Raw genomic sequence first — 19,706 nt, forward strand, 5'->3', positions numbered from 1 at the left:
CCGTTGTCTACTCGCTCCGTCGGGACGGCTCGTCGTCTCGCCGGGGAGTTCTGCATACGGCACGGCTTCTCGGAGCAGGTCAGGGAGGTTGCGTTCCTGATCGTGTCCGAGCTCGTCACCAACTCGGTCGTGCATGTGAAGCCGCAGGCGGGCGCACCGCAGGAGTGTCGGCTGATTCTCACGTGGCAGCGGCGGGAGTTCGAGATGGCGGTCTGGGACGACGACCCGCTGCCGTGTCCGGTGATTCGGCCGGCCGACCCCGATGTCGAGTGTGGGCGGGGGCTGGCGATCGTGCTCGGTCTTGCCGAGGGGTTCACGTGGATGCGGGCCGCCGGTGGAAAGTTGGTCGCGGCGCGGCTTCGGGTGCAGTCGGCTGCGGAAGGCGTGGGCGTGGGTGGGTTGTTCGGTGGCGGGTTCGACTCTCGGTCGGTGGTGCTTGATCGGCCTTCGGAGGCGTCATGACGATCACTGATGGCGCCGGGGAGTGTTCGGCTCGTCGGTGGTGATCCCACGCGACTTCGGTGCTTGCTTCATGTCGGGGTGTCGGTCGAGGTGTGCACGGACTACGGGGTGGTTCGGGAGAGCCAGGCGTCGAAGGAGCAGGCCGAGGTGCCGACCTTCTTGACGGTGAAGTGGAGCTCGCGCTCACCGGGTCGCCAAGGTCGAACAGGTCGGTGTTCCAGACTCGGGTGACGTCGTACTGGCGGAGCACGCCGGGGGACGTGGCCACCGGGGTGACGTCGACCGCGCAGAGGGTGTCCTTGAGCGCGTTGTTCCAGGTCCAGCTGCCCAACGCGCCCGGGTTCAGCGTGCCGGTGACGACGTTGAAGGCGTTCACCGTGTTACGACAGCGGCGTGCGCGAGGACTTGCTTTTCCTGGTCATGGAGAAGGTGGAGGGTGGCCCCCCTCCCGAACACATCCGCAGCGAGGGTCCGATGGGGCGACTGATGTCGATGGCGTCCGGGTCACGCAGCGGGCGCATCCCGCCGGGCAGCTTCGGAGGCTGGAAGGAGTACCGGCCCAGCATGTCCTTATCTGGACACATTCGGGTGACTGAGGCGGCTACCTCGTGGACCCACGGTTTGGGCTTACCGTCCGAACCGGCTGTCGTGTGTCGGTCGTCGGTGTGGCGTGGTCGGTTCGGGGCGCAGGCGGATGTCGAAGGTGGTTTCCACGTCGGTCACCAGGTCGGCCAGTGCGCCGGCGAATGCGGTCGCGGTGGCGTGCTCGCGGGCGACGAGGGTCAGTGCGCGGTGGGTCGAGCACCAGATGCCGGGGCGCAGGGGCGAGTCGGGTTGGTGGCGGAGTTGTTGGATCAGCCGGCCCGCGCTGGCGCGTTGGGTTCCGTCCGAGGTGCGGTGGACGGGTCCTCCGGCCGCGCGTACCGCTGCGGCTTGGCTCGCGGTGACGGGTGGGTTGAGGAAGACGGAGCCGACCTGGCGGGCGTCGGGGCCGTCGGCGGGCAGCAGGAGTCCGCGCGCTCCGCGGTCGGCCGATACGCCGGCGGCGGCTTCGGCCAGGGGTGGGGTGGTCCCGAGGGCGACGTCGAGGGCTTGGGCCAGGTGTCGGTAGGTGATCGGTGCGGCGTGGGTGCTCGGGGTCAGCCGCAGGGTGGTGTCGAGGATGGTGAATCGGCCGGGTTGGGTCTTGAATCGGCTGGTGCGGTAGCCGAATCGGCATTGCTCGCGGGTCAGGCGCACGGTTCGGCCGGTGTGGTGGTCGTGGGCGGTGAGCATGGTGAGGGTGTCGGCGATCTCTTGTCCGTAGGCGCCGGCGTTCTGGACGGGTGCGGCGCCTGTGGTACCGGGGATGCCGGTCAGGTATTCGATCCCGGAGAGGCCGTGGGCGACGGAGTGAGCGACGAGGTCCGCCAAGGGTTCACCGGCTTGGGCGGTCACCTCGACGGTGCCGTGGGGGCCGTGGGTGGTGGTGATGCCGCGGGTGGCCATGACCACGACGGTGCCCCGGTGGCCGGTGTCGGGTGCCAGGACGTTGCTGCCGCCGCCCAACACCCACGGGCGGGAGGGCAGTTCCGCGACGAGGTCGGGCCAGGTGGTGGAGTCGGTGTGGGTCAGGAGTCGGTCGCCGGGTCCGCCGAGGCGCAGGGTGGTGTGGTCGGCGAGAAGGTCACCCATGGTGAGCCTCCGAGGTGGTGGGGTGTCAGGTGGCGGTGAGGGTCTTGCGGGCGAGGGTGCGCAGCGGGAAGAGGCGGGGGCCGGGTGGGCCGTGATAGACGGCGTTGGTGCAGATGGCGATGTAGCGGCCGGTGGTGGGGGCGAGGTACAGGCTGGTGCCGGTCCAGCCGTGGTGGTATACGGCTTGGCCGTCGTCGGCGACCAGCCAGGCGAGTCCTCGATCGAGGCCGGGTTCGATGGGGGCCTGTGCTGTGTGGGAGGCGGTGAGCCAGGTGTGCAGGGGTTGTTGGGGGGCGAGGAGGTGTTCGGCGTAGGTGGCGAGGTCGGCCGCTGTGGTGAAGGTGCCGGCGTGGCCGGCGATGCCGCCGAGGAGGGCGGCGTTGTCGTCGTGGACGGCGCCCCAGATCCGGGGCGCTCCGGTGAGGCGTTGTTCGGTGGGGGCTACGTGCGGGCTCCGGGTGACAGGGCCGTAGGTGGTTTCGGTCATCCCGAGGTCGGTCCACAGTTCGGCGGCGAGTTCGTGCAGGGATCGTTGGTGAACGTGGGCCAGGGCCAGGCCGAGGAGGATGAAGCCCCGATTGAGGTAGCGGTGCCGGCCCGGGGGCTCTTCGAGGGGTTCGCGGCATAGGAGTTCGGCCAGCGGGGTGGGGTTGCCGCGGTAGCGGTCCAGGCGGGTTTCGGCGCGCAGTCCGCTGGTGTGGGTGAGGAGTTGACGGATGGTGGCGTCGGTTCCGGGCGCGTCGCCGGCGATCGGGGCTAGGTAAGCGCCGACGGGGGTGTCGAGGTCGAGGAGCCCAGTGTCGAGGGCGCGGCCGATCAGCGGCCAGGTGGCGATCACCTTGGTCAGGGACGCGGCGTCGTAGACGGTGTGTTCGGTGGGCGGGGCGTCGCCGCACTCGGGTGCGACGACGCCCGCCGAGATCACGTGCCGCTCCCCCGCCTGTGTGCCGCAGATGACGATGCCGCCGGGGCTGCCCCCACTGGTGACGAGGGTGTCGAGGGCTTCGTCCAGGGCTTGAACGTCGGTGCGGGTGAACGGTGTGGGGCTCATGGGGGCTGGTTCTCCGGGGCGGTGAGGGCGGCGTGGGCTCCGAGGGCGGCAAGGGTCGGGAGAAGCCGTTGGTAGCCGCGTCGGAGGTGGTACATGCCGCGGATCGTAGACGTCCCGTCCGCCGCGAGGGCGGCGATGACGTAGGCAGTGGCGGCGCGGATGTCGTTGCCGCGCACGTCGGCGGGGTTGAGTCGAACGGGTCCGCGAACGCGGATGTGGGGGCCGTCGGTGGTGACGTCGGCGCCGAACGCGCGCAGCCCGGTCACGTGGCTGTCGCGCCGGGGGTAGATCGCCTCGGTGATCGTGGAGGTGCCGTGGGCTTGGGTGAGCATGGTGGTGAGTTGAGGTTGGGTGTCGGTGGGCAGGCCCGGGTGCGGGCCGGTGCTCGCGGTGACCGGGAGGAGTCGGTCGGGGGCCAGGACAACGACGGCGTGGTCCAGGGCGGTGAGGGTCACGCCGGCCTCGACAAGGGGTGTGATCAGTCCAGTTGGCAGGTCGGTCAGGGTGATGCCGTCGAGGAGAACGTGGCCGCCGGTTGCGGCGCAGGCCATTGCCCAGGTCGCGGCCTCGATCCGGTCGCCGGGGATCGTGTGGACTCCGCTGGTGAGACGATCGGTGCCGGTGACGTGGAGGCCGTCGTCGGCCCAGTCGATGCGCGCGCCCGCCCCGGCGAGGAACGCGGCGCTGTGGACGACTTCGGGTTCGACGCTCGGGTGGGTGATCAGGCTGCTTCCGGGCGCGCGTGCGGCGAGCAGCAGGGCGGTGACGGTCGCGCCCATGCTCGGGCCGTAGGCGGTGTTCACATCCACGCGGAACGGGCGCGGCCCGTGCGGGTCGAGGAAGGCCCGGATGGTGTGGCCGTCGTCGGTGACGGTGGCGCCGGCCTCGGTCATCGCCGCGAGATGGCGGTCGATCAGGCGCGGGCAGAACGCGTCCCCACCCGGCCGGGGCATGCTCACTCGGCCGGCGCGGGCCAGGACGGCGGCGCCCAGGATGGTGGTGATGCGCACCCGTCCGCCCAGCTCCGGGTGGATCTCGGGGATCGGGCGGCCGGTCGGGACGACGCGGAACTCGCCTTCGGTGTAGGCGGCTTCGGCGCCGGTGTGGCGCAGGATCGCGGCGCACACGTCGGTGTCGATGATGCCCGGGGCGTTGTGCAGCAGGACCGGGCCGTCGCAGGCGAGGGCTGCGGCGTACAGGTGGAGGGCGATGTTCTTGCTGCCCTGGATGGCGGCGGTGCCGGTGAGTGGGGTTCCGCCGGTGATCCGCAGGACGTCCGGCGTCTCGGTCGTCGTGGTGGCGGGGTGGGCTGTGGTCATGGGGGTCACCTGATTCGGGTGCCGCGTGGCAGGACGCCGCCGATGTGGTTGCGGGGGAAGATCACCGTGCCGGGGCCGATGAGGGTGGCGGGGCTGAGGACGGTGCCGGCGGGGAGGGCGACGTCGTCGCCGATCACCGCGCCGAACTTCGTCTGGCCGGTGGTGATGCGCTCGTCGTCGAGGACGAGGGTGATCTCGGTGGTGGCGGGTTCGGTGACCGGGCCGGTGACGCGCATGCCGGTGGTGGTGCAGAACGCGCCGACGTTGATGCCGTGGCCCAGGATCGAGTCGCCGACGAATGCCTGGTGCACCATGAGCACTCGGCCGGCCAGGAGGCTGCGGGTGATCTCCGCGCCGCCGGCGATGCGGCAGTCGGGGCCGATGACGGTGTGGTCGCGGATCACCGCGCCGGCCCCGATCACGGCACCGGCGCAGATCAGCACGGGTCCCGCGATCGTGGCGCCGGCCTCGACCCTTGCCCCGTTCTCGACGCGGACGGCTCCGGTCAGCCGCGCGTCGGGGTGGACGTCGGCGGTGTCGGCGATGTCGGTGGTGAGGTGGTCCAGGTCGGCGGCGATGGCCGGCTTGACGTCGAACACACGGGCGCAGCGGGCCAGGACGTCGGTGACGTAGCGGTGCGTGGCCCGGTTGGGGTCGATGTAGTAGGTGGTGGTGAGGCGTTCGTCGGGGGGCGGGGGCGTGGAAAGGGTGCGCACGGTCGCTCCTCGTGCGGTGGGGCCGGGCGGCTGTGACCGCCTCGGGCGCGGATCAAAAAGTGCGGTACCGCGCGGTCCCATCACGCCTCGAACCGGGCCCCGGCGTCCCGGTCGGGAACGCATGCCGCAAACCATTTGCATGTTGTGCAAAGCGGTTCATCGTGGGGGTGTGCGGGTGCTATCACTGGGAGTTCCTGTACCGGCAGGCGAGGAGGTCGTCGTGGCTACAGCCAGGCAACAGCGGCAGCGTCCGGGTTCGGGCACGCGGGTGCGCCAGGCCCGCCTGGCGCGGGCGTGGACGCTCGCCGAACTCGGTCGGCGTGCCGGATACTCCGCCGCGCAGGTCTCCCGGTACGAACGGGGCCTGGCCCCCTTGACGGACGTCACGGTCATCCGGCGGTTCGCCCACGCGCTGGAGTTGTCCGTCGAGGACTTCGGGCTCGCGCCGATGCCGGCGTTACCGGGACCGCATGCGGCAACGACGGGATCGTTTCCGGGATTGCCGGGTCCTACTGTGGTGCGCGAGGAACCACGAGAGGGTGAGAACGTGCGCAGACGACGCCTGTTGGCGAACCTGGCGGCCACCGCCTCCCTCCCGCTCGTCGGCGCCGGCTCCGCCGGAGCGCGGACACCCGCCTCGGGGGAACTCCTGGTCGCGCGGGTGCGTGACGCGATGCTCGGCCTGGACGACGTACCGGCAGCAACCACCACCGCGCGGGTGCGCGCCGCGTTGGCGGTGGCCATGGGCGACTACCACGCCGGCCGCTACAACGCGCTCACGGAACGCCTGCCGCGCCTGCTCGCGGCAGGCCACGCCCTGGCCGACGACACCGCCGGCGCCGAGCACCAGGCGCTGCTGGCCGAGGTCTACGTGCTGACCACCCGCATGCTGATCAAACTCGACGACACACAACTCGGCTGGATGGCCGCCGACCGTGCCCGCACCACAGCCCACGCCGGCAACAGCCCCCTCGTCGCGGCCGAGGCGGCCCGCAACCTCGCCGTCCTGGCGCGCAGGGCCGGATGGCACGAACAGGCCATGCGCATCGCCCTCGACGCCGCCGACCACCCCACCCTCCGAGGCCCCTCCCCGCGCTTCGCCGCCGAACGCGGACTGCTCCTGCAGTCCGCCGCGTACACCGCCGCACGGGCCGGCGACCGCGACGGGATGCGCGAACTCACCGACGAGGCCGCCGCCATCGCCGCCCGCCTGGGCGGGGTGATGCTCCGCGACCACGGCGGCGGCTTCGGAACCGCCACCGTAACCCTCCACCGGATCTCCGCCGAGAACGCCGCCGGCGACCCCGGCGCGGCCGTCACCGCAGCCCGCACCATCGCACCGGCGACCCTGCCCACCGTCGAGCGCCGCTGCCGCTACTTCACCGACGTCGCCACCGCCTACGCCCACTGGGGGCGCCGCGACCAGAGCCTGCACGCACTCCTGAACGCCGAACGCTGCTCCCCCGAGGAAACCCACACCCGCCCCGCCGTCCGCGCCCTCGTCACCGGACTCCTCGTCGGCGCACGCACCACGCCCGAACTCCGCGCACTCGCCGCACGCTGCGCCATCGCCTGACCGAGGCCACCGACCCAGTGGGTGGGGCGCCCCGAGCCTCCGGGTGCGCCCGAGCGCGGTTGTCGCCTGCGCAGGCCTCGGCGGAATCGGGTGTGGCGGCCTCGGCCGGCCGCGTGGAAGTGGCGGTTGCGGCGTCCCCCTTCGAGGCGAACGTCGCGCCGCCGAACCAGTAGGACACGGCGATCGCGATCGCGACGAGCGGCCAGTTGGGTACGGGCAGGGGAATCCCGGAGCATTAGGCTGACCGGTCGGACGGCGGTATTCGGCCGGCGGCTGCTGAAGGGGAGCGCATCGTGAACGACCCGGGCACTCGGGCGAGGATCGTCGACACCGCCGAGGCGTGGCCCGTCGCGGAGAGCGAGACGCCGTTCAAGGGGCGGGTCTGGTCGATGCGCAGTGAAGTGGTCGAGATGCCGGACGGCAGCAGTGCGCGTCGCGACTATCTGGCGCACCCCGGGGCCGTGGGGATCGTCGCGTTGGACGAGCAGGGGCGGCTGCTGGTGTTGCGCCAGTATCGGCATCCGGTGCGGCACAAGCTGTGGGAGATTCCGGCGGGGTTGCTCGACGTGCCCGGCGAGAATCCGTTGCACGCCGCGCAGCGCGAGCTGTTCGAGGAGGCCCACTACGAGGCCCGTGTGTGGAACGTGCTCCTCGACATCTACACGACACCCGGCTCCTCCGACGAGGCGATCCGGGTGTTTCTCGCCCGGGGGCTGTCCGAATCGCGGGCGGAGCGGTTCGCGGTGGAGCACGAGGAGGTCGGTATGGAACTGGCCTGGCTGCCGCTGGCCGAAGCGGTCGAACTGGTCCTCGCGGGCGAACTGCACAACCCGATACTGACCTCCGGCGCGTTGGCCCTGGCGGCGGCACAGGCGTCGGCCGAGGGGCTCGACGGTCTGCGCGACGCCCAGGCGCCGTGGCCCGCGCGACCGTACAGCTGATCCTTCGCACCACCTCCTTTCACACTTCTTTCGACCCCCCTTTCTGCCGCCGCCGGCGTTGCTCCGCACGAATCGGGTGAGCCTGCGGCGGAGCCGGCCGCGCGTTCGTTAGCCTGCGGGCTGTGTGCGGCTGAGACAGGGGGCGTCTGGGGTGGGTGTGGCCGGGGAGTCCGGGGCCGTATGCGATACGGCCGAGGGGCGTGTTCCCGGTATGCGCACGCCGGTCGATGCGCTGCCCGCGATCGTGGACCAACTGCCGCCCGGCGGGCTCGACTTCGTCGGACGCGCGGACGAGCTCGACACCCTGTACACCTGGGTGACCGGCCCCGGGGCGGCGATTCCCGCCCAGCTCGCGCCGAACGATCCCGAACATCCGGGCACCACCCGGACCGTGTGGCTGCCGCGCGACCGGGTCGTCGCGATCACCGGACCCGTGGGCGTGGGGCGGACCGAGTTCGCCGTGCGGCTCGCGCACCGGCTCGCGCCGCACTTTCCGGACGGTCGGCTGTACGCGCGGCTGACCGGGCCGCGCGGTGAACTGATCCCGCCCGGCGACGTGCTCGAGTCCCTGTTGTACGCGCTCGGCACCGCGACCATCCCGTCCGCGCACGAGGAGCGGATCCGGCTCTTTCGCGAGCACCTCGACGGCAAGCGGTTCCTGTTGCTCCTGGAGGACGTGACCGGGACCGCGCAGCTGCGGCCGCTGCTGCCGCAGAGTCCGACCGCGCTGGTGGTGATCACCTCCGTGTCGCCGCTGACCGGGCTGGGCCGGGCCGCCGCGGTGCGGACCTGCGCGCTCGACATGCTCGACGTGCGGGCGTCCGCCGAGCTGCTCGGCAATCTGGCCGGGCACACCCGGGTCGCGTGCGATCCGCGCGCCGCGGACGAGCTCGCCGCGCTGTGCGACTTCCACCCGGCCGCGCTGCGGATGGCCGGCGCGTGGTTGCGGGCCCGGCCGCGCTACGCGATGGCCGATGTCGGGCGGCGGCTGCGGGCCGAGCGGTTGCGGCTGCACGAGCAGGCCGGCGACGACCTCGCGGTGCGCGCGTGCTTCTCGCTGATCCACCGCGAACTGGTGCCCTCCGCCGCGCGGCTGCTGCGGCTGCTCGCGCTGGTGCCCGGGCGCGAGTTCGGCGCGGACGCCGCCGCGGCGCTCGCCGACTGCGGGCCGGACGCGGCGACCCGGTCGTTGACCGAGCTGCGTGAGCTGCACCTGTTGGAGCAGGGGTCGGTGCCCGGGCGGTTCCGCTTCCACGACCTGGTCCGCGGCTATGTCCAGGAGCGGCTCGACGCCGAGGAGCGGCCCGGCGAGCGGCGCAACGCGCGGGTTCGGCTGCTCGACCGGTACGTCCGGCTCGCCCGCTCGGCCGAGCGGATCATCGTCGGCACGGACGGTCCGGACCCCGGCGCCGACGTGCGCTTCGAGTCCGCCGACGAGGCCCGCGCGTGGCTGCGCGACGAGCGGCCCGAATTGCTCGCCGCGGCCCGGGTCGCCGCCGCGGCCGGGCTCGACGCCGCGACCCGCCGGCTGGTGGCGGTGCTCACCCGCCTCCTGGATCGCCGCGCGCACTGGAGCGACGTGCGCGAGCTGCACGAACTCGCGCTGACCACCGCGCGCCGCGCGGGATCGGGCCGGCAGGAGGCCGTCGCCCTGCTCAACCTGGGCAACCTGCACGTCGCGCGGGACGAACTGGAGGAGGCGCTGTCCTGCTACCGGGCGGCCCTGGAGGTCTCGCGCGGGCTCGGCGACCCGGCGGGGGAGGGCCGGGCGATGGTCAACCTCGGCAACGCCTACGCCGACCTCGGCGACCTGCAGCGGGCCGCCGACTGGTACGACCGCTCACTCCTGCTGCGTCGCACGATCGGTGACGCCGCCGGGCAGGCCCGCGTGCTGTCGCACCTCGGCCGGCTGCACGCGCGGATGGGCCGGTTCGAACAATCCGTCCGCGACCACCGCGCGGCCCTGGGCGTACGCCGCCGGATCGGCGACCCCGCCGACATCGGCCGAGTGCTGACCGACATCGCCGCCGTGCTCGGCGAGGCGGGCCGCACCCACGAGGCGCTCGCCGTGTACCGGGACGCGATGGAGGCGTTCCGGGCCGCCGGCGACGAGCGCCTGGAGGCACTCGCGCTGTTGCAGAGCGCCGAACTGGTGCTCGACGCGGGCGACGTCCGGGACGCGCGATCGCGTCGCCGGGAGGCATTGGCCCTGCTCGTGGACGCGGGCGCGCCCGAAGCCGCCGAGGTTCGTCGATACCTGGGTGACGAATAGTCCCCCGGGGTACCGGCTCTCATCGGTCGTCACGGGTGCAACCTACGAAATAGACAAGCGGTCGACCCATCACTGCCACTTTGTAAGGTTGGCGGGGCGTTCCAACCGCACTAAGCTAGGGACACCGCGAGGTACGGCGTGCATTCGCATGCCGGGGCTCGTCGGTGCCCAACCCTCTGTCGACAGGACTTGATAGCCGTGAAGGTCGGTATCCCCCGCGAGGTCAAGAACCACGAGTACCGCGTGGCGATCACGCCCGCCGGCGTGCACGAGCTCGTGCGCAACGGTCACGAGGTCTACATCGAGAACGATGCGGGCGTCGGTTCCTCCATCCCGAACGAGGAGTACGTGGCCGCGGGGGCGACCATCCTCGCCACCGCAGACGACGTCTGGGCGACCGGCGACCTGATCCTCAAGGTCAAGGAGCCCATCGCGTCCGAGTTCGGGCGCCTGCGCAAGGACCAGACGCTGTTCACGTACCTGCACCTCGCCGCGGGTCGTGAGTGCACGGAGGCGCTGCTCAACGCCGGGACCACGTCCATCGCGTACGAGACGGTGCAGACGCCCAACGGCGCGCTGCCCCTGCTCGCCCCGATGTCCGAGGTGGCCGGTCGGCTCGCCCCGCAGGTCGGCTCGTACCACCTGATGGCGCAGGGCGGCGGCCGCGGCACCCTCATGGGTGGCGTGTCCGGCGTCTACGCCGCGAAGGTCGTCGTCATCGGCGCCGGTGTCTCCGGCATGAACGCCGCGGTGATCGCCCTCGGCATGCAGGCCGAGGTGCTGCTCCTGGACCGCAACATCCAGGCGCTGCGCGACGCCGACCGGATCTACCAGGGTCACCTCCAGACCGTCGCCTCGAACTCGTACGAGATCGAGAAGGCCGTCCTGGACGCCGACCTGGTCATCGGCGCGGTGCTGATCCCGGGCGCCAAGGCCCCGAAGCTGATCACCAACGAGCTCGTGTCGCGGATGAAGCCGGGCTCCGTGCTCGTCGACATCGCGATCGACCAGGGTGGCTGCTTCGAGGACTCGCACGCGACCACGCACGACGACCCGGTGTACAAGGTCCACAACTCGATCTTCTACTGCGTCGCCAACATGCCGGGTGCGGTGCCGCACACGTCGACGTACGCGCTGACGAACGCGACGCTTCCCTACATCGTGCAGCTTGCGAACCGTGGGTGGCGGGATGCGGCCAAGGCTGATCGGGCGCTTGCGCTTGGTCTGTCGACGCATGAGGGGCAGCTCACGAATGTTGCCGTTGGCGAGGCGCTTGGCCTTCCGGCGGTTTCGCTGGAGGACATCCTCGGTTAGTCGGCGGGCTCGGGCGGCCTCAAGCGCCGGCCGGGCTCTTTGGCCTCAAGCGCCGGCCGGGCTGGTTTTACCCAGCCTTCGGCCGAGGTGGCCTCAAGCGCCGGCCGGGCTGGAGTTGGCTCGGTCGGGGTTGAAGGTGGCCTTGGGCGTTGGTCGACTGAGGTGGCCTCAAACGCCGGCCGGGCTGGAGTTGGCTTGGTCGGGCTGGTTGTTGCATTGCGTGCCGTACATCCCCAATGGCGTGGGTGTGCGGCATGTGGTGTTTTTCGGGTCGGAATGGGCTTGTGGATGCGTTGATCCGTGCCTATGTGGCGTACCTGGGCGGCGAGTGTGGGGTGGCTCGGAACACGTTGCTTGGGTATCGGCGGGATCTTCGGCGGTACCTCTCTTATTTGGAGGGGCTCGGGCGGCATGTGCCGGGGGATGTGACCGTTGGCGATGTGTCGGCTTTTCCGGGCGTGTTGCGTGTGTCCGGGTTGGCGGAGGCGTCGGTCGCGCGGGCCGTGGTCGCGGTGCGGGGGGTGCATCGGTTCGCGGTGCGCGAGGGCTTGGTCGCGGTCGACGTCGCGCGCGATGTCGCGCCGCCCGCGCCGCCGTTGCCGCCGTCTTCCTCAACGCGCGAGGCGGGAGATTGTCACGGCAGAGCAGGTGGACCGTCCTCAAGGCCGCGGCCGCGCGAGCCGAACTGCCGGGCGACATCTCGCCGCACTCGCTGCGACATTCGTTCGCCACGCATTTGCTCGACAGTGGTGCGGATGTCCGGGTCGTCCGGGAACTTCTGGGTCATGCCTCGGTGACCGCGACGCAGGTCTACACGTTGATAACCATCGACGGAGTCCGTCAGGTGTACGCAGGATCCCACCCTCGGGCGCTTGACTAGATCGCCTCACATGTTGCATACGTCGGGCGGTTCGCCTTGCTGCGACCGTCCGGAACGCCATAGAGTCGCGATCCGTCGGCAAGGATTCAGGCTGACGAAGCAAGAAATGACCTGGTCGGCAAGGAGGTAAGACGACTTGTGAACGAGTCGACATTTGCTCCCGGGGGTGCCCAGCCAGGGGCGGCGCCGGGCCGTGCAGCGCCGACTACCTCTTCCTACGGGCCCGCCGACGGCTCGCAGGACCAGCAGGTGACGCGCACGGACAGCGCCGTTCAGGCGGGCCCCACCGCCCAGGCCGGCAAGGCCGGGCAGGACGGGCTCGATGGTCCGGACGCGCACGAGTACGCCTACGATATGTACTACTACGACGACGAGTTGCGCTACGCCGAGGAACTGCGTGGCGGACCGTTCGACCCCGACGCGGACTACGAACCGGATCCGGAGTACGCCGCGACCCTCGCCCCCGACGCCGCCACGCAGCGGCGCGAGCGCGTCGGCCCCACGGGCCGCGCCCTCCCGTACTTCCCCATTCCGGCGCCGGTGAGCGAACACGGCCCGGCGAAGATCATCGCGATGTGCAACCAGAAGGGCGGCGTCGGCAAGACCACGTCGACCATCAACCTGGGAGCCGCGCTCGCCGAGTACGGCCGCAGGGTCCTGCTCGTGGACTTCGACCCGCAGGGCGCCCTTTCGGTGGGCCTGGGTGTCAACCCCATGGAGCTCGAACTCACGGTCTACAACCTGCTGATGGAGAGCCATCTCAGCGCGGACGACGTCCTGCTGAAGACGATCATCCCCGGCATGGACCTGTTGCCCAGCAACATCGACTTGTCGGCGGCGGAGGTCCAGCTCGTCACCGAGGTGGCACGTGAGACCACGCTCTCGCGGGCGATCCGGCCGCTGGTCAACGACTACGACTACATCATCATCGACTGCCAGCCCTCGCTCGGTCTGCTCACGGTCAACGCCCTCACCGCGGCGAACAGCGTCATCGTGCCGCTGGAATGCGAGTTCTTCGCACTGCGCGGGGTGGCGCTGCTCACCGAGACGATCGAGAAGGTGCACGAGCGGCTCAACCCCGACCTCGTGCTGGACGGCATCCTCGCCACGATGTACGACGTGCGCACCGTGCACGGTCGTGAGGTGCTGGCACGAGTCACCGAGGCGTTCGGCGATCAGGTCTTCCACACCGTGATCGGACGGACCGTCAGGTTCCCCGAGACCACGGTCGCGGGCGAGCCGATCACCACCTACGCGTCCAACTCGGTCGGCGCGGCCGCCTATCGTCAGCTCGCCAGGGAGGTGCTCGCCCGGTGTCGCGCCGAGTGAGTCTCCCGGGTGCCGACGAGTTGTTCCGGACCACCGGTGGCGCGATGCTGCGACAGCAGCAGCAGCAGAGCGCCGGCGGGGACTCGGGAGAGCCGCACCGCACCGTGCCCGCGCAGGTTCCGCCGGTCGGGGCCACCCCCGACAGCACCGAGCGGCACGAGCCGTCCGGTGACGGCGGCTCCGGCGAGGCCGAGCAGCATCCCGTACCCGGACGCCGCGAGGCGCCCACGCCGTCGGGGACGTCGTCGATGTCCGCCGCCGCCGCGGGTGTCGACCCGAACGCGCGTCCGGCGCACCGTCGCACCCGTGCGCAGCGCCGCCCGAGCGGACGCGAGCGACACGACGAGAAGATCACGGTCTACGTGTCGGCCGAGGAACTGATGGACCTCGAGCACGCCCGCCTCAGCCTGCGCGGCGACTACGGCCTGGCCGTGGACCGCGGTCGGATAGTGCGTGAGGCGGTCGCCGTGGTCCTGGCCGACCTGGAGGCGCGCGGCGAGGCGAGCATTCTCGTCCGTCGGCTGCGCGGTTCCTAGAAAAGCCCTGGCGGTAGCCCCGTACCGCGAAAATCTCGACGGACCCGCCGGTCCCCTGAGTGGCCCAATTCGGACCACGGACCGGCGGGTCCGTGCCGTTTCCCGCAGCCGCGGCCAGCACCATTGAGCACGATGTCCAACAGCAACGGCCCCGTTCCCGCCCGCCGCGCCCTCGGGCGCGGCCCGAACGCGCCCGCCGGCCGGGTCGCACCGGGCCCGTCGACCTCCCCGGACGAGCCCGCCGCGCGGCCCGTCCCCGGAGCCGCCCCGGAGCCCGTCCCCGGCCCGGGCGCGGCGGACGACGACACCGGCTTCCGGGTCAACCTGCACAACTTCGAGGGCCCGTTCGACCTGCTCCTGGGCCTGATCTCGAAGCACAAGCTCGACGTCACCGAGGTCGCGCTGTCCAAGGTCACCGACGAGTTCATCGCCCACATCCGGACCCAGGGCCCGGACTGGGACCTGGGACAGGCCACCGAGTTCCTGCTGATCGCGGCGACCCTGCTCGACCTCAAGGCCGCGCGGTTGCTCCCGGCCGCCGAGGTGGAGGACGAGGAGGACCTGGCCCTCCTGGAGGCCCGCGACCTGTTGTTCGCGCGCCTGCTGCAATATCGGGCGTACAAGCAGATCGCCGGAATCCTGGAGGACCGCTGGGCCGAGGAGTCCCGCCGCTACCCGCGCGACGTCGCCCTGGAGCCGCGCTACCAGGGCCTGCTCCCCGAGGTGGTGATCACCACCGGTCTGGAGCGGTTCGCCAGGCTCGCGGCGAAGGCGATGACGCCCAAGGCGCCGCGGATCGTGTCGATCGACCACATCCACGTCCAACGGGTGAGCGTGCGCGAGCAGGCGGCGGTGGTGGTGGAGCGGCTCAAGCGGCTCGGTACCGCGACCTTCGCCGACCTGGCCGACGACGCGCCGGACACCCTGCACGTGATCGCGCGGTTCCTGGTCCTGCTCGAACTCTTCCGCGAGCTCGCGGTCGCGTTCGACCAGACCGAGGCGCTCGGCGAGCTGAGCGTGAAGTGGACCGCGGGCGAGGGCGAGGAGCCCGTGGTCGGCGACGAATTCGACGAGTTCGACACGGTGGTGCGCGAGAGCGACGAGGAGGGCGCGTGAACGACGACGGATTCTGGGTCGAGCCGGAGGACGAGGACCGGGACGAGGACCGGGCCGAGGCCGTACCGGAGTCCCGACACGTCGCCGACCCGGCCGTGCCCGCCCCCCGGGCCGCGCGCGGCAAGACCCCGCCCCCCGCCGCGCCGATCTCCGCCAGCCCGCTCCCGGCCGCCCTGGAGGCCATCCTGATGGTCGTCCAGGAACCGGTGGACGAACACCTGCTCGCCCACGTGCTCGAACGCCCGGTCGTCGAGGTCGCCGCCACGCTGCGCACGCTGTCCCTGGAGTACACGGCCCAGGGGCGCGGCTTCGACCTGCGCGAGGTCGCCGGCGGCTGGCGCTTCTACACCCGGCCCGAGCACGCCGCGGCCGTCGAGCGCTTCGTCCTGGACGGACAGCAGTCCAGGCTCACCCAGGCCGCCCTGGAGACGCTCGCGGTGGTCGCCTACCGCCAGCCGGTCAGCCGCGGCCGGATCTCCTCGGTACGCGGGGTCAACTGCGACGGCGTGATGCGCACGCTGCTCGCGCGCGGTCTGGTCGAGGAGTACGGCGTCGAGTACGAGACCCAGGCCACGCTGTACCGCACGACCGAGTTCTTCCTGGAGCGGATGGGTCTGCGCTCGCTCGACGAGTTGCCCGAGTTGGCCCCTTTCCTGCCCGAGATCGAGGCTCTGGAGGCGGAGACGGAGGGGGGTCTGGAGGGCTTCCCCCTACGCGCGGCGTCAGGGCTTGCGCGGAGCGGGGATACTGGGAGGGATACCGGGGCGGTGCACGCCGACCCCGACGACGGCGAGACGACTACGGAAGTTTGATGGCACCCACCAACAGGCAAGGCTCCGGCGGCAACGACCGAGGCAACGAACGCTCGGTGAACAAGCGCGGGGGCACCGGGCGCGGCAGCAACACGCCGCAGCCCCGGCGCGTCGCCGACGACAACCGTCGGGGCGGAGCGGGTGGGCAGCCGAAGTCGGGAGCCGCCAACGGCAAGGACCGTCGCCCGTCCGCGAGCACGGGTCGTCCGGACCGCCGCCCGACGACCATGCGCTCGACCGAGCGCAACGAGCGCGAGCAGCAGGAGGGCGTCCGCCTCCAGAAGGTGATGGCGGACGCGGGCATCGGCAGCCGCCGGCACTGCGAGAACCTGATCGAGGCCGGCCGGGTCCAGGTCGACGGCGAGCGCGTGAGCGAGCAGGGCAAGCGGGTGAACCCGGAGACCGTCGAGATCAAGGTCGACGGGATGCGCATCCCGACCCGCCCCGCCGAGACGTACATCGCGTTCAACAAGCCGACCGGTGTCGTGTCGACCATGTTCGACCCGGACGGCCGCTTCACGATCGCCGACTACATCACCGAGTTCGAGCAGCGCCTGTTCCACGTCGGCCGGCTCGACACGGAGACCGAGGGCCTGATCCTGCTCACCAACCACGGTGAGCTGTCGAACCGGCTGACGCATCCGCGGTACGAGGTGCGCAAGACCTACCTCGCCTCGATCCAGGGCCCGATCCCGCGCGACCTGGGCAAGAAGCTCAAGGCCGGCGTCGAACTGGAGGACGGTGTCGCGCGCGCGGACAGCTTCCGCATCGTCGACAGCGTCGGGCACAACTACCTCGTCGAGGTCGTGCTGCACGAGGGCCGCAAGCACATCGTCCGGCGGATGCTCGCCGAGCTGGGCTTCCCCGTCGAGCGGCTGGTGCGCACCCAGTTCGGACCGATCCAGCTGGGCGACCAGAAGCCGGGCCGCACCCGTCGACTGTCCAACGACGAGATCGGGCTGCTGTTCCGTCAGGTCGACCTGTAGACGACTGTTTTCGGTGTGACGGCGTAGGCGGTTCAACTGCCTTGACGGCCGCAGCAGTTCCACTTGCGAGTGGAACTGCTGCGGCCGTTGTTCGTATCTGGCCGATTCGGTTCCACCAGACTCCGACATGGTGCATCGTGGAAGCCCGCACGGGGGTGCAGCGGAACCTGGCCGAATAACGGTTGGGAACCGAGCGTGTTGCAGTGATCGCGAACGGTGCCCGCGACCCCCCACGCGACTGCTAGAACGTTGCCGGATACCCGAGGGGTGCCCCGTACCCGCGGGGCCGACAGCAGGGGGAACGCCACATTGGTGCTGCCTGTCCGCCGGGGAGCGCCGAGGCCGGCGCCCTCCACACGGCGTCCACACCGGCTGGCCACCGGATTATTGGCCGCTGTCCTGGGCCTGGCACTGGCCCCCGGTTCGGCCCGCGCGGCGGATCCGCCGGTCGGTGATCCGAGCCTGAAGGTCGCGCCGATCTCGTACGCGGTCCTGGTCGACGAGTCGGGCAGCCTCCAGGGGCCCGACCTGGACCGGGAGAAGGACGCCGCAGCGCTGGCCGCGATCGGCGAGCTCTCGCCCGAGTCGCGGGTCGGCGTGGTCGGCTTCGGCAGCGGCGCCGGCGCGAAGTCGCCCGTCGACGTGGTGTGCCCGATGACCGTCGTGTCCGACCCGGCCGTGACCACCTGCGCGGGCAAGTTGCACGCGCGCACCGACCAGGAGGGCAACAACACCGACATCCCCGCCGCGATCAAGCAGGGCGTGAGCATGCTGCGGTCGGCCCCGGCCGGGCAGCCCAAGGTGCTCTTCGTGCTGACCGACGGCGCGATGGCGGTGGGGCCCGACGAGGGCTACGGCAACGACCAGGCGCGGATCCAGGGCGAGCTGGACAAGGGACTCACCGCCGCGCTGGCCGAGGCCAAGGGCGCGGGGGTACAGATCTGGCCGCTCGGCTTCGGCACCGGGATCGACGCCGCCCAGCTGACCAGGATGGCCGACGGCGGCGCGCCGTCGATTTGCTCGGAACGGCCCGAGGACAAGCCGAAGGCCAAGACCGTCAAGGACTCCGGCGAAGTCGTCGACACGCTGCGCAAGGCCTTCGCGACCGCGCGCTGCGCCGGGGTGACCCAGACCGACGCCACCAACGTCGACGGCGAGGCCGACCTGCACGTGACCATCCCGGCGATCGCCACCGACGTGGTCATCCAGGTGCAGAAGGCCAACGAACAGATCGAGACGACCTTCTTCGACCCGGAGGGCAAGCAGGTCGCGAACGGGCCGGGCTTCGAGCGGCGCGGGCAGGGCTCGCGGACCGAGACGCTGCGGATCTCCGATCCCGCGGCCGGCCGCTGGCGGATCCACCTCAAGGCACCGTCGGGCGTGTCCGGCCCGGTCAGCGCGGCCGCGCTGTGGCAGGGCGTGGTCAAGTCCTACGTCCAGCTCAACCCGCCGCAGCCCGCCGTGGGCGAACCGGTCCGGTTCAGCGTCTTCCTCCAGACCCGCGAGGGCAATCTCACCACCAAGGACGCCCTGGAGGGCGTCAAGGTGGCCGGGCACATCGAGGGCGCCGGCATCAAGGCCGACATCCCGCTCAAGGCCGGCGACAAGGGCGAGTTCTTCAGCGAGTACAAGATCCCCGGCGGGACGTCGGGGCAGGTCAGCTTCACCGGCACGATCACCGCGCCGGGGGTCGCCGGCAACCGCGACGTCAAGACGGTCAGCGTCGGCGGGGCCCCGAGCCCGGTCGGGGTCGAGGTGAACTGGGGCGACAGCACGATCGAGCCCGGCGGCGGCGTCACCGGCACGGTCGCCTGGAAGGTCAACGACGGCAAGTCGCACACCCTGCGCGTGCTCGCCGACTTCGACCCCGCCCTCGGCCTGCGGATCACCGGCGCCGAGAAGCAGGTCTCGGCCGGCGCCGACGAGTTCGACTTCAAGCTCGTCTTCCGCGACGACATCGCCAAGGGCGACCACACCGGCCGGATCCGGGTCGTGGACACCACCGACGGCGACCGGGTGCTCTACGACAGCCCGCGCACCGTCACGGTCGAACCGCCGCCCGGGTTCTGGGACCGCTACCTGTGGCTCGTGATCGGGGCTGTCGTGCTGCTCGCACTGCTCGCCGCACTGTTCGACTTCCTGAGGAGGCGGCGCAGGCGCAGCCGGCTGATCGGGCCGATCGCGCTGAGCCTGTACCGCGACGGGCAGCCGATAGGGGTCGAGACCCGGCCGCTGGACGACCGCGCCGAGGCGATGTGGTTCCGCCTCGACACGACCGGCTACCCACCCCAGCTGGTCCCGCTCTACCAGCAGGAACCCGGCAACTCGTGGACCGTCCGGCGGATCGCCGCGACCGGGAACCTGGACGTGGAGACGCCGCTCGGGTCGCACCTCCAACTGGACATGGGTCGCCCGATCGAAATCGAACCGGGGCTCGCGCTGGGCTTCCGGGACGACCGGGTGGCGCCGGGCGGGCCGAGCGGTCCCCCGAGCTCCGGGGATTCGTACGGTCCCTACGGCAACACCGCGACCGCGACCCCGACGGCGCGGCCGTACGCCGAGAGCGCGTACGGACCGGAACAGCCCTACAACCCCTACGGCCCGTACGGCTCGGGCCCCGGGGCGGATCCCGGGCCCGGCTCGGGTCCCGACGACACCACGTTCGGCTACGGGCCGCCGCGCACCTAGTTCCGAGGAGACCCCTCCCGACCCGGTGGTTCAC

16 protein-coding genes and 1 pseudogene are annotated in these 19,706 nt (G+C 71.4%); 13 read left to right on the forward strand and 4 right to left on the reverse strand.

Features of this window, described 5'->3' with window-relative positions:
* The first annotated feature begins 3 nt into the window (after positions 1-3).
* Positions 4-462, forward strand: a complete 459-nt coding sequence (locus OG928_RS25870) for an ATP-binding protein (RefSeq protein WP_406287872.1) — start codon at positions 4-6, stop codon at positions 460-462.
* 627 nt (positions 463-1,089) lie between these two features.
* Here OG928_RS25870 and OG928_RS25875 read toward each other — a convergent pair.
* The 4 genes from OG928_RS25875 to OG928_RS25890 are packed head-to-tail and all read right to left on the reverse strand — an operon-like array spanning position 1,090 to position 5,222.
* Complete coding sequence (locus OG928_RS25875) at positions 1,090-2,136, reverse strand: UDP-N-acetylmuramate dehydrogenase (protein WP_406287874.1); 1,047 nt, start codon at positions 2,134-2,136, stop codon at positions 1,090-1,092.
* 25 nt (positions 2,137-2,161) lie between these two features.
* Positions 2,162-3,187: a serine hydrolase domain-containing protein gene (locus OG928_RS25880; RefSeq protein ID WP_406287875.1), complete on the reverse strand. Its 1,026-nt coding sequence runs from the start codon at positions 3,185-3,187 to the stop codon at positions 2,162-2,164.
* Complete coding sequence (locus tag OG928_RS25885; protein ID WP_406287877.1) at positions 3,184-4,506, reverse strand: UDP-N-acetylglucosamine 1-carboxyvinyltransferase; 1,323 nt, start codon at positions 4,504-4,506, stop codon at positions 3,184-3,186. Before OG928_RS25885 ends, OG928_RS25880 begins: the two co-directional genes overlap by 4 nt.
* Positions 4,507-4,511: 5 nt before the next feature.
* The gene (locus OG928_RS25890) at positions 4,512-5,222 is read right to left on the reverse strand and encodes a hypothetical protein (protein WP_406287879.1); all 711 of its coding nucleotides are present in this window, start codon (positions 5,220-5,222) and stop codon (positions 4,512-4,514) included.
* A gap of 220 nt (positions 5,223-5,442) precedes the next feature.
* Between OG928_RS25890 and OG928_RS25895 the strand changes: the two genes are divergently transcribed.
* The 12 genes and pseudogenes from OG928_RS25895 (at position 5,443) to OG928_RS25950 (ending at position 19,672) form a co-directional block, all read left to right on the forward strand.
* Positions 5,443-6,798: a helix-turn-helix domain-containing protein gene (locus tag OG928_RS25895; RefSeq protein WP_406287881.1), complete on the forward strand. Its 1,356-nt coding sequence runs from the start codon at positions 5,443-5,445 to the stop codon at positions 6,796-6,798.
* A gap of 293 nt (positions 6,799-7,091) precedes the next feature.
* Complete coding sequence (locus OG928_RS25900) at positions 7,092-7,739, forward strand: NUDIX domain-containing protein (protein ID WP_406287883.1); 648 nt, start codon at positions 7,092-7,094, stop codon at positions 7,737-7,739.
* A gap of 211 nt (positions 7,740-7,950) precedes the next feature.
* Entirely contained in the window at positions 7,951-10,011 is a 2,061-nt protein-coding gene (locus OG928_RS25905) for a tetratricopeptide repeat protein (protein ID WP_406287885.1), read from the forward strand.
* A 198-nt stretch (positions 10,012-10,209) separates the two neighbouring features.
* The gene (gene ald, locus OG928_RS25910) at positions 10,210-11,325 is read left to right on the forward strand and encodes an alanine dehydrogenase (protein WP_406287887.1); all 1,116 of its coding nucleotides are present in this window, start codon (positions 10,210-10,212) and stop codon (positions 11,323-11,325) included.
* 254 nt (positions 11,326-11,579) lie between these two features.
* Positions 11,580-11,813: pseudogene (locus OG928_RS25915) on the forward strand (site-specific integrase); the annotation flags it as partial.
* Positions 11,814-11,956: 143 nt separating this feature from the next.
* Entirely contained in the window at positions 11,957-12,205 is a 249-nt protein-coding gene (locus OG928_RS25920) for a tyrosine-type recombinase/integrase (RefSeq protein WP_406287889.1), read from the forward strand.
* Positions 12,206-12,559: 354 nt separating this feature from the next.
* Positions 12,560-13,534, forward strand: a complete 975-nt coding sequence (locus OG928_RS25925; protein WP_020555592.1) for a ParA family protein — start codon at positions 12,560-12,562, stop codon at positions 13,532-13,534.
* A complete protein-coding gene (locus OG928_RS25930; protein WP_406287891.1) occupies positions 13,519-14,070 on the forward strand; it encodes a hypothetical protein in 552 nt (183 codons plus the stop codon). The genes OG928_RS25925 and OG928_RS25930 overlap by 16 nt, the downstream gene beginning before the upstream one ends.
* A 132-nt stretch (positions 14,071-14,202) precedes the next feature.
* Complete coding sequence (locus OG928_RS25935; protein WP_406287893.1) at positions 14,203-15,186, forward strand: segregation and condensation protein A; 984 nt, start codon at positions 14,203-14,205, stop codon at positions 15,184-15,186.
* Positions 15,187-15,374: 188 nt separating this feature from the next.
* The gene (gene scpB, locus OG928_RS25940) at positions 15,375-15,998 is read left to right on the forward strand and encodes an SMC-Scp complex subunit ScpB (protein WP_406291212.1); all 624 of its coding nucleotides are present in this window, start codon (positions 15,375-15,377) and stop codon (positions 15,996-15,998) included.
* Positions 15,998-16,984: a pseudouridine synthase gene (locus OG928_RS25945; protein WP_406287895.1), complete on the forward strand. Its 987-nt coding sequence runs from the start codon at positions 15,998-16,000 to the stop codon at positions 16,982-16,984. The genes scpB and OG928_RS25945 overlap by 1 nt, the downstream gene beginning before the upstream one ends.
* A gap of 387 nt (positions 16,985-17,371) precedes the next feature.
* A complete protein-coding gene (locus tag OG928_RS25950; RefSeq protein WP_406287897.1) occupies positions 17,372-19,672 on the forward strand; it encodes a VWA domain-containing protein in 2,301 nt (766 codons plus the stop codon).
* Positions 19,673-19,706: the final 34 nt, after the last annotated feature.

The sequence above is a fragment of the Embleya sp. NBC_00896 genome (genome assembly GCF_045207785.1).
Classification (GTDB): domain Bacteria; phylum Actinomycetota; class Actinomycetes; order Streptomycetales; family Streptomycetaceae; genus Embleya.

Bases quoted from the DNA above. Each gene is read 5' to 3' on its own strand.
- OG928_RS25875 (WP_406287874.1), bottom strand. From the start codon at position 2,136: ATGGGTGACCTTCTCGCCGACCACACCACCCTGCGCCTCGGCGGACCC.
- OG928_RS25935 (WP_406287893.1), top strand. From the start codon at position 14,203: ATGTCCAACAGCAACGGCCCCGTTCCCGCCCGCCGCGCCCTCGGGCGC.
- OG928_RS25945 (WP_406287895.1), top strand. From the start codon at position 15,998: ATGGCACCCACCAACAGGCAAGGCTCCGGCGGCAACGACCGAGGCAAC.
- OG928_RS25880 (WP_406287875.1), bottom strand. From the start codon at position 3,187: ATGAGCCCCACACCGTTCACCCGCACCGACGTTCAAGCCCTGGACGAA.
- OG928_RS25925 (WP_020555592.1), top strand. From the start codon at position 12,560: ATGTACTACTACGACGACGAGTTGCGCTACGCCGAGGAACTGCGTGGC.
- OG928_RS25905 (WP_406287885.1), top strand. From the start codon at position 7,951: ATGCGCACGCCGGTCGATGCGCTGCCCGCGATCGTGGACCAACTGCCG.
- OG928_RS25885 (WP_406287877.1), bottom strand. From the start codon at position 4,506: ATGACCACAGCCCACCCCGCCACCACGACGACCGAGACGCCGGACGTC.
- scpB (WP_406291212.1), top strand. From the start codon at position 15,375: ATGGTCGTCCAGGAACCGGTGGACGAACACCTGCTCGCCCACGTGCTC.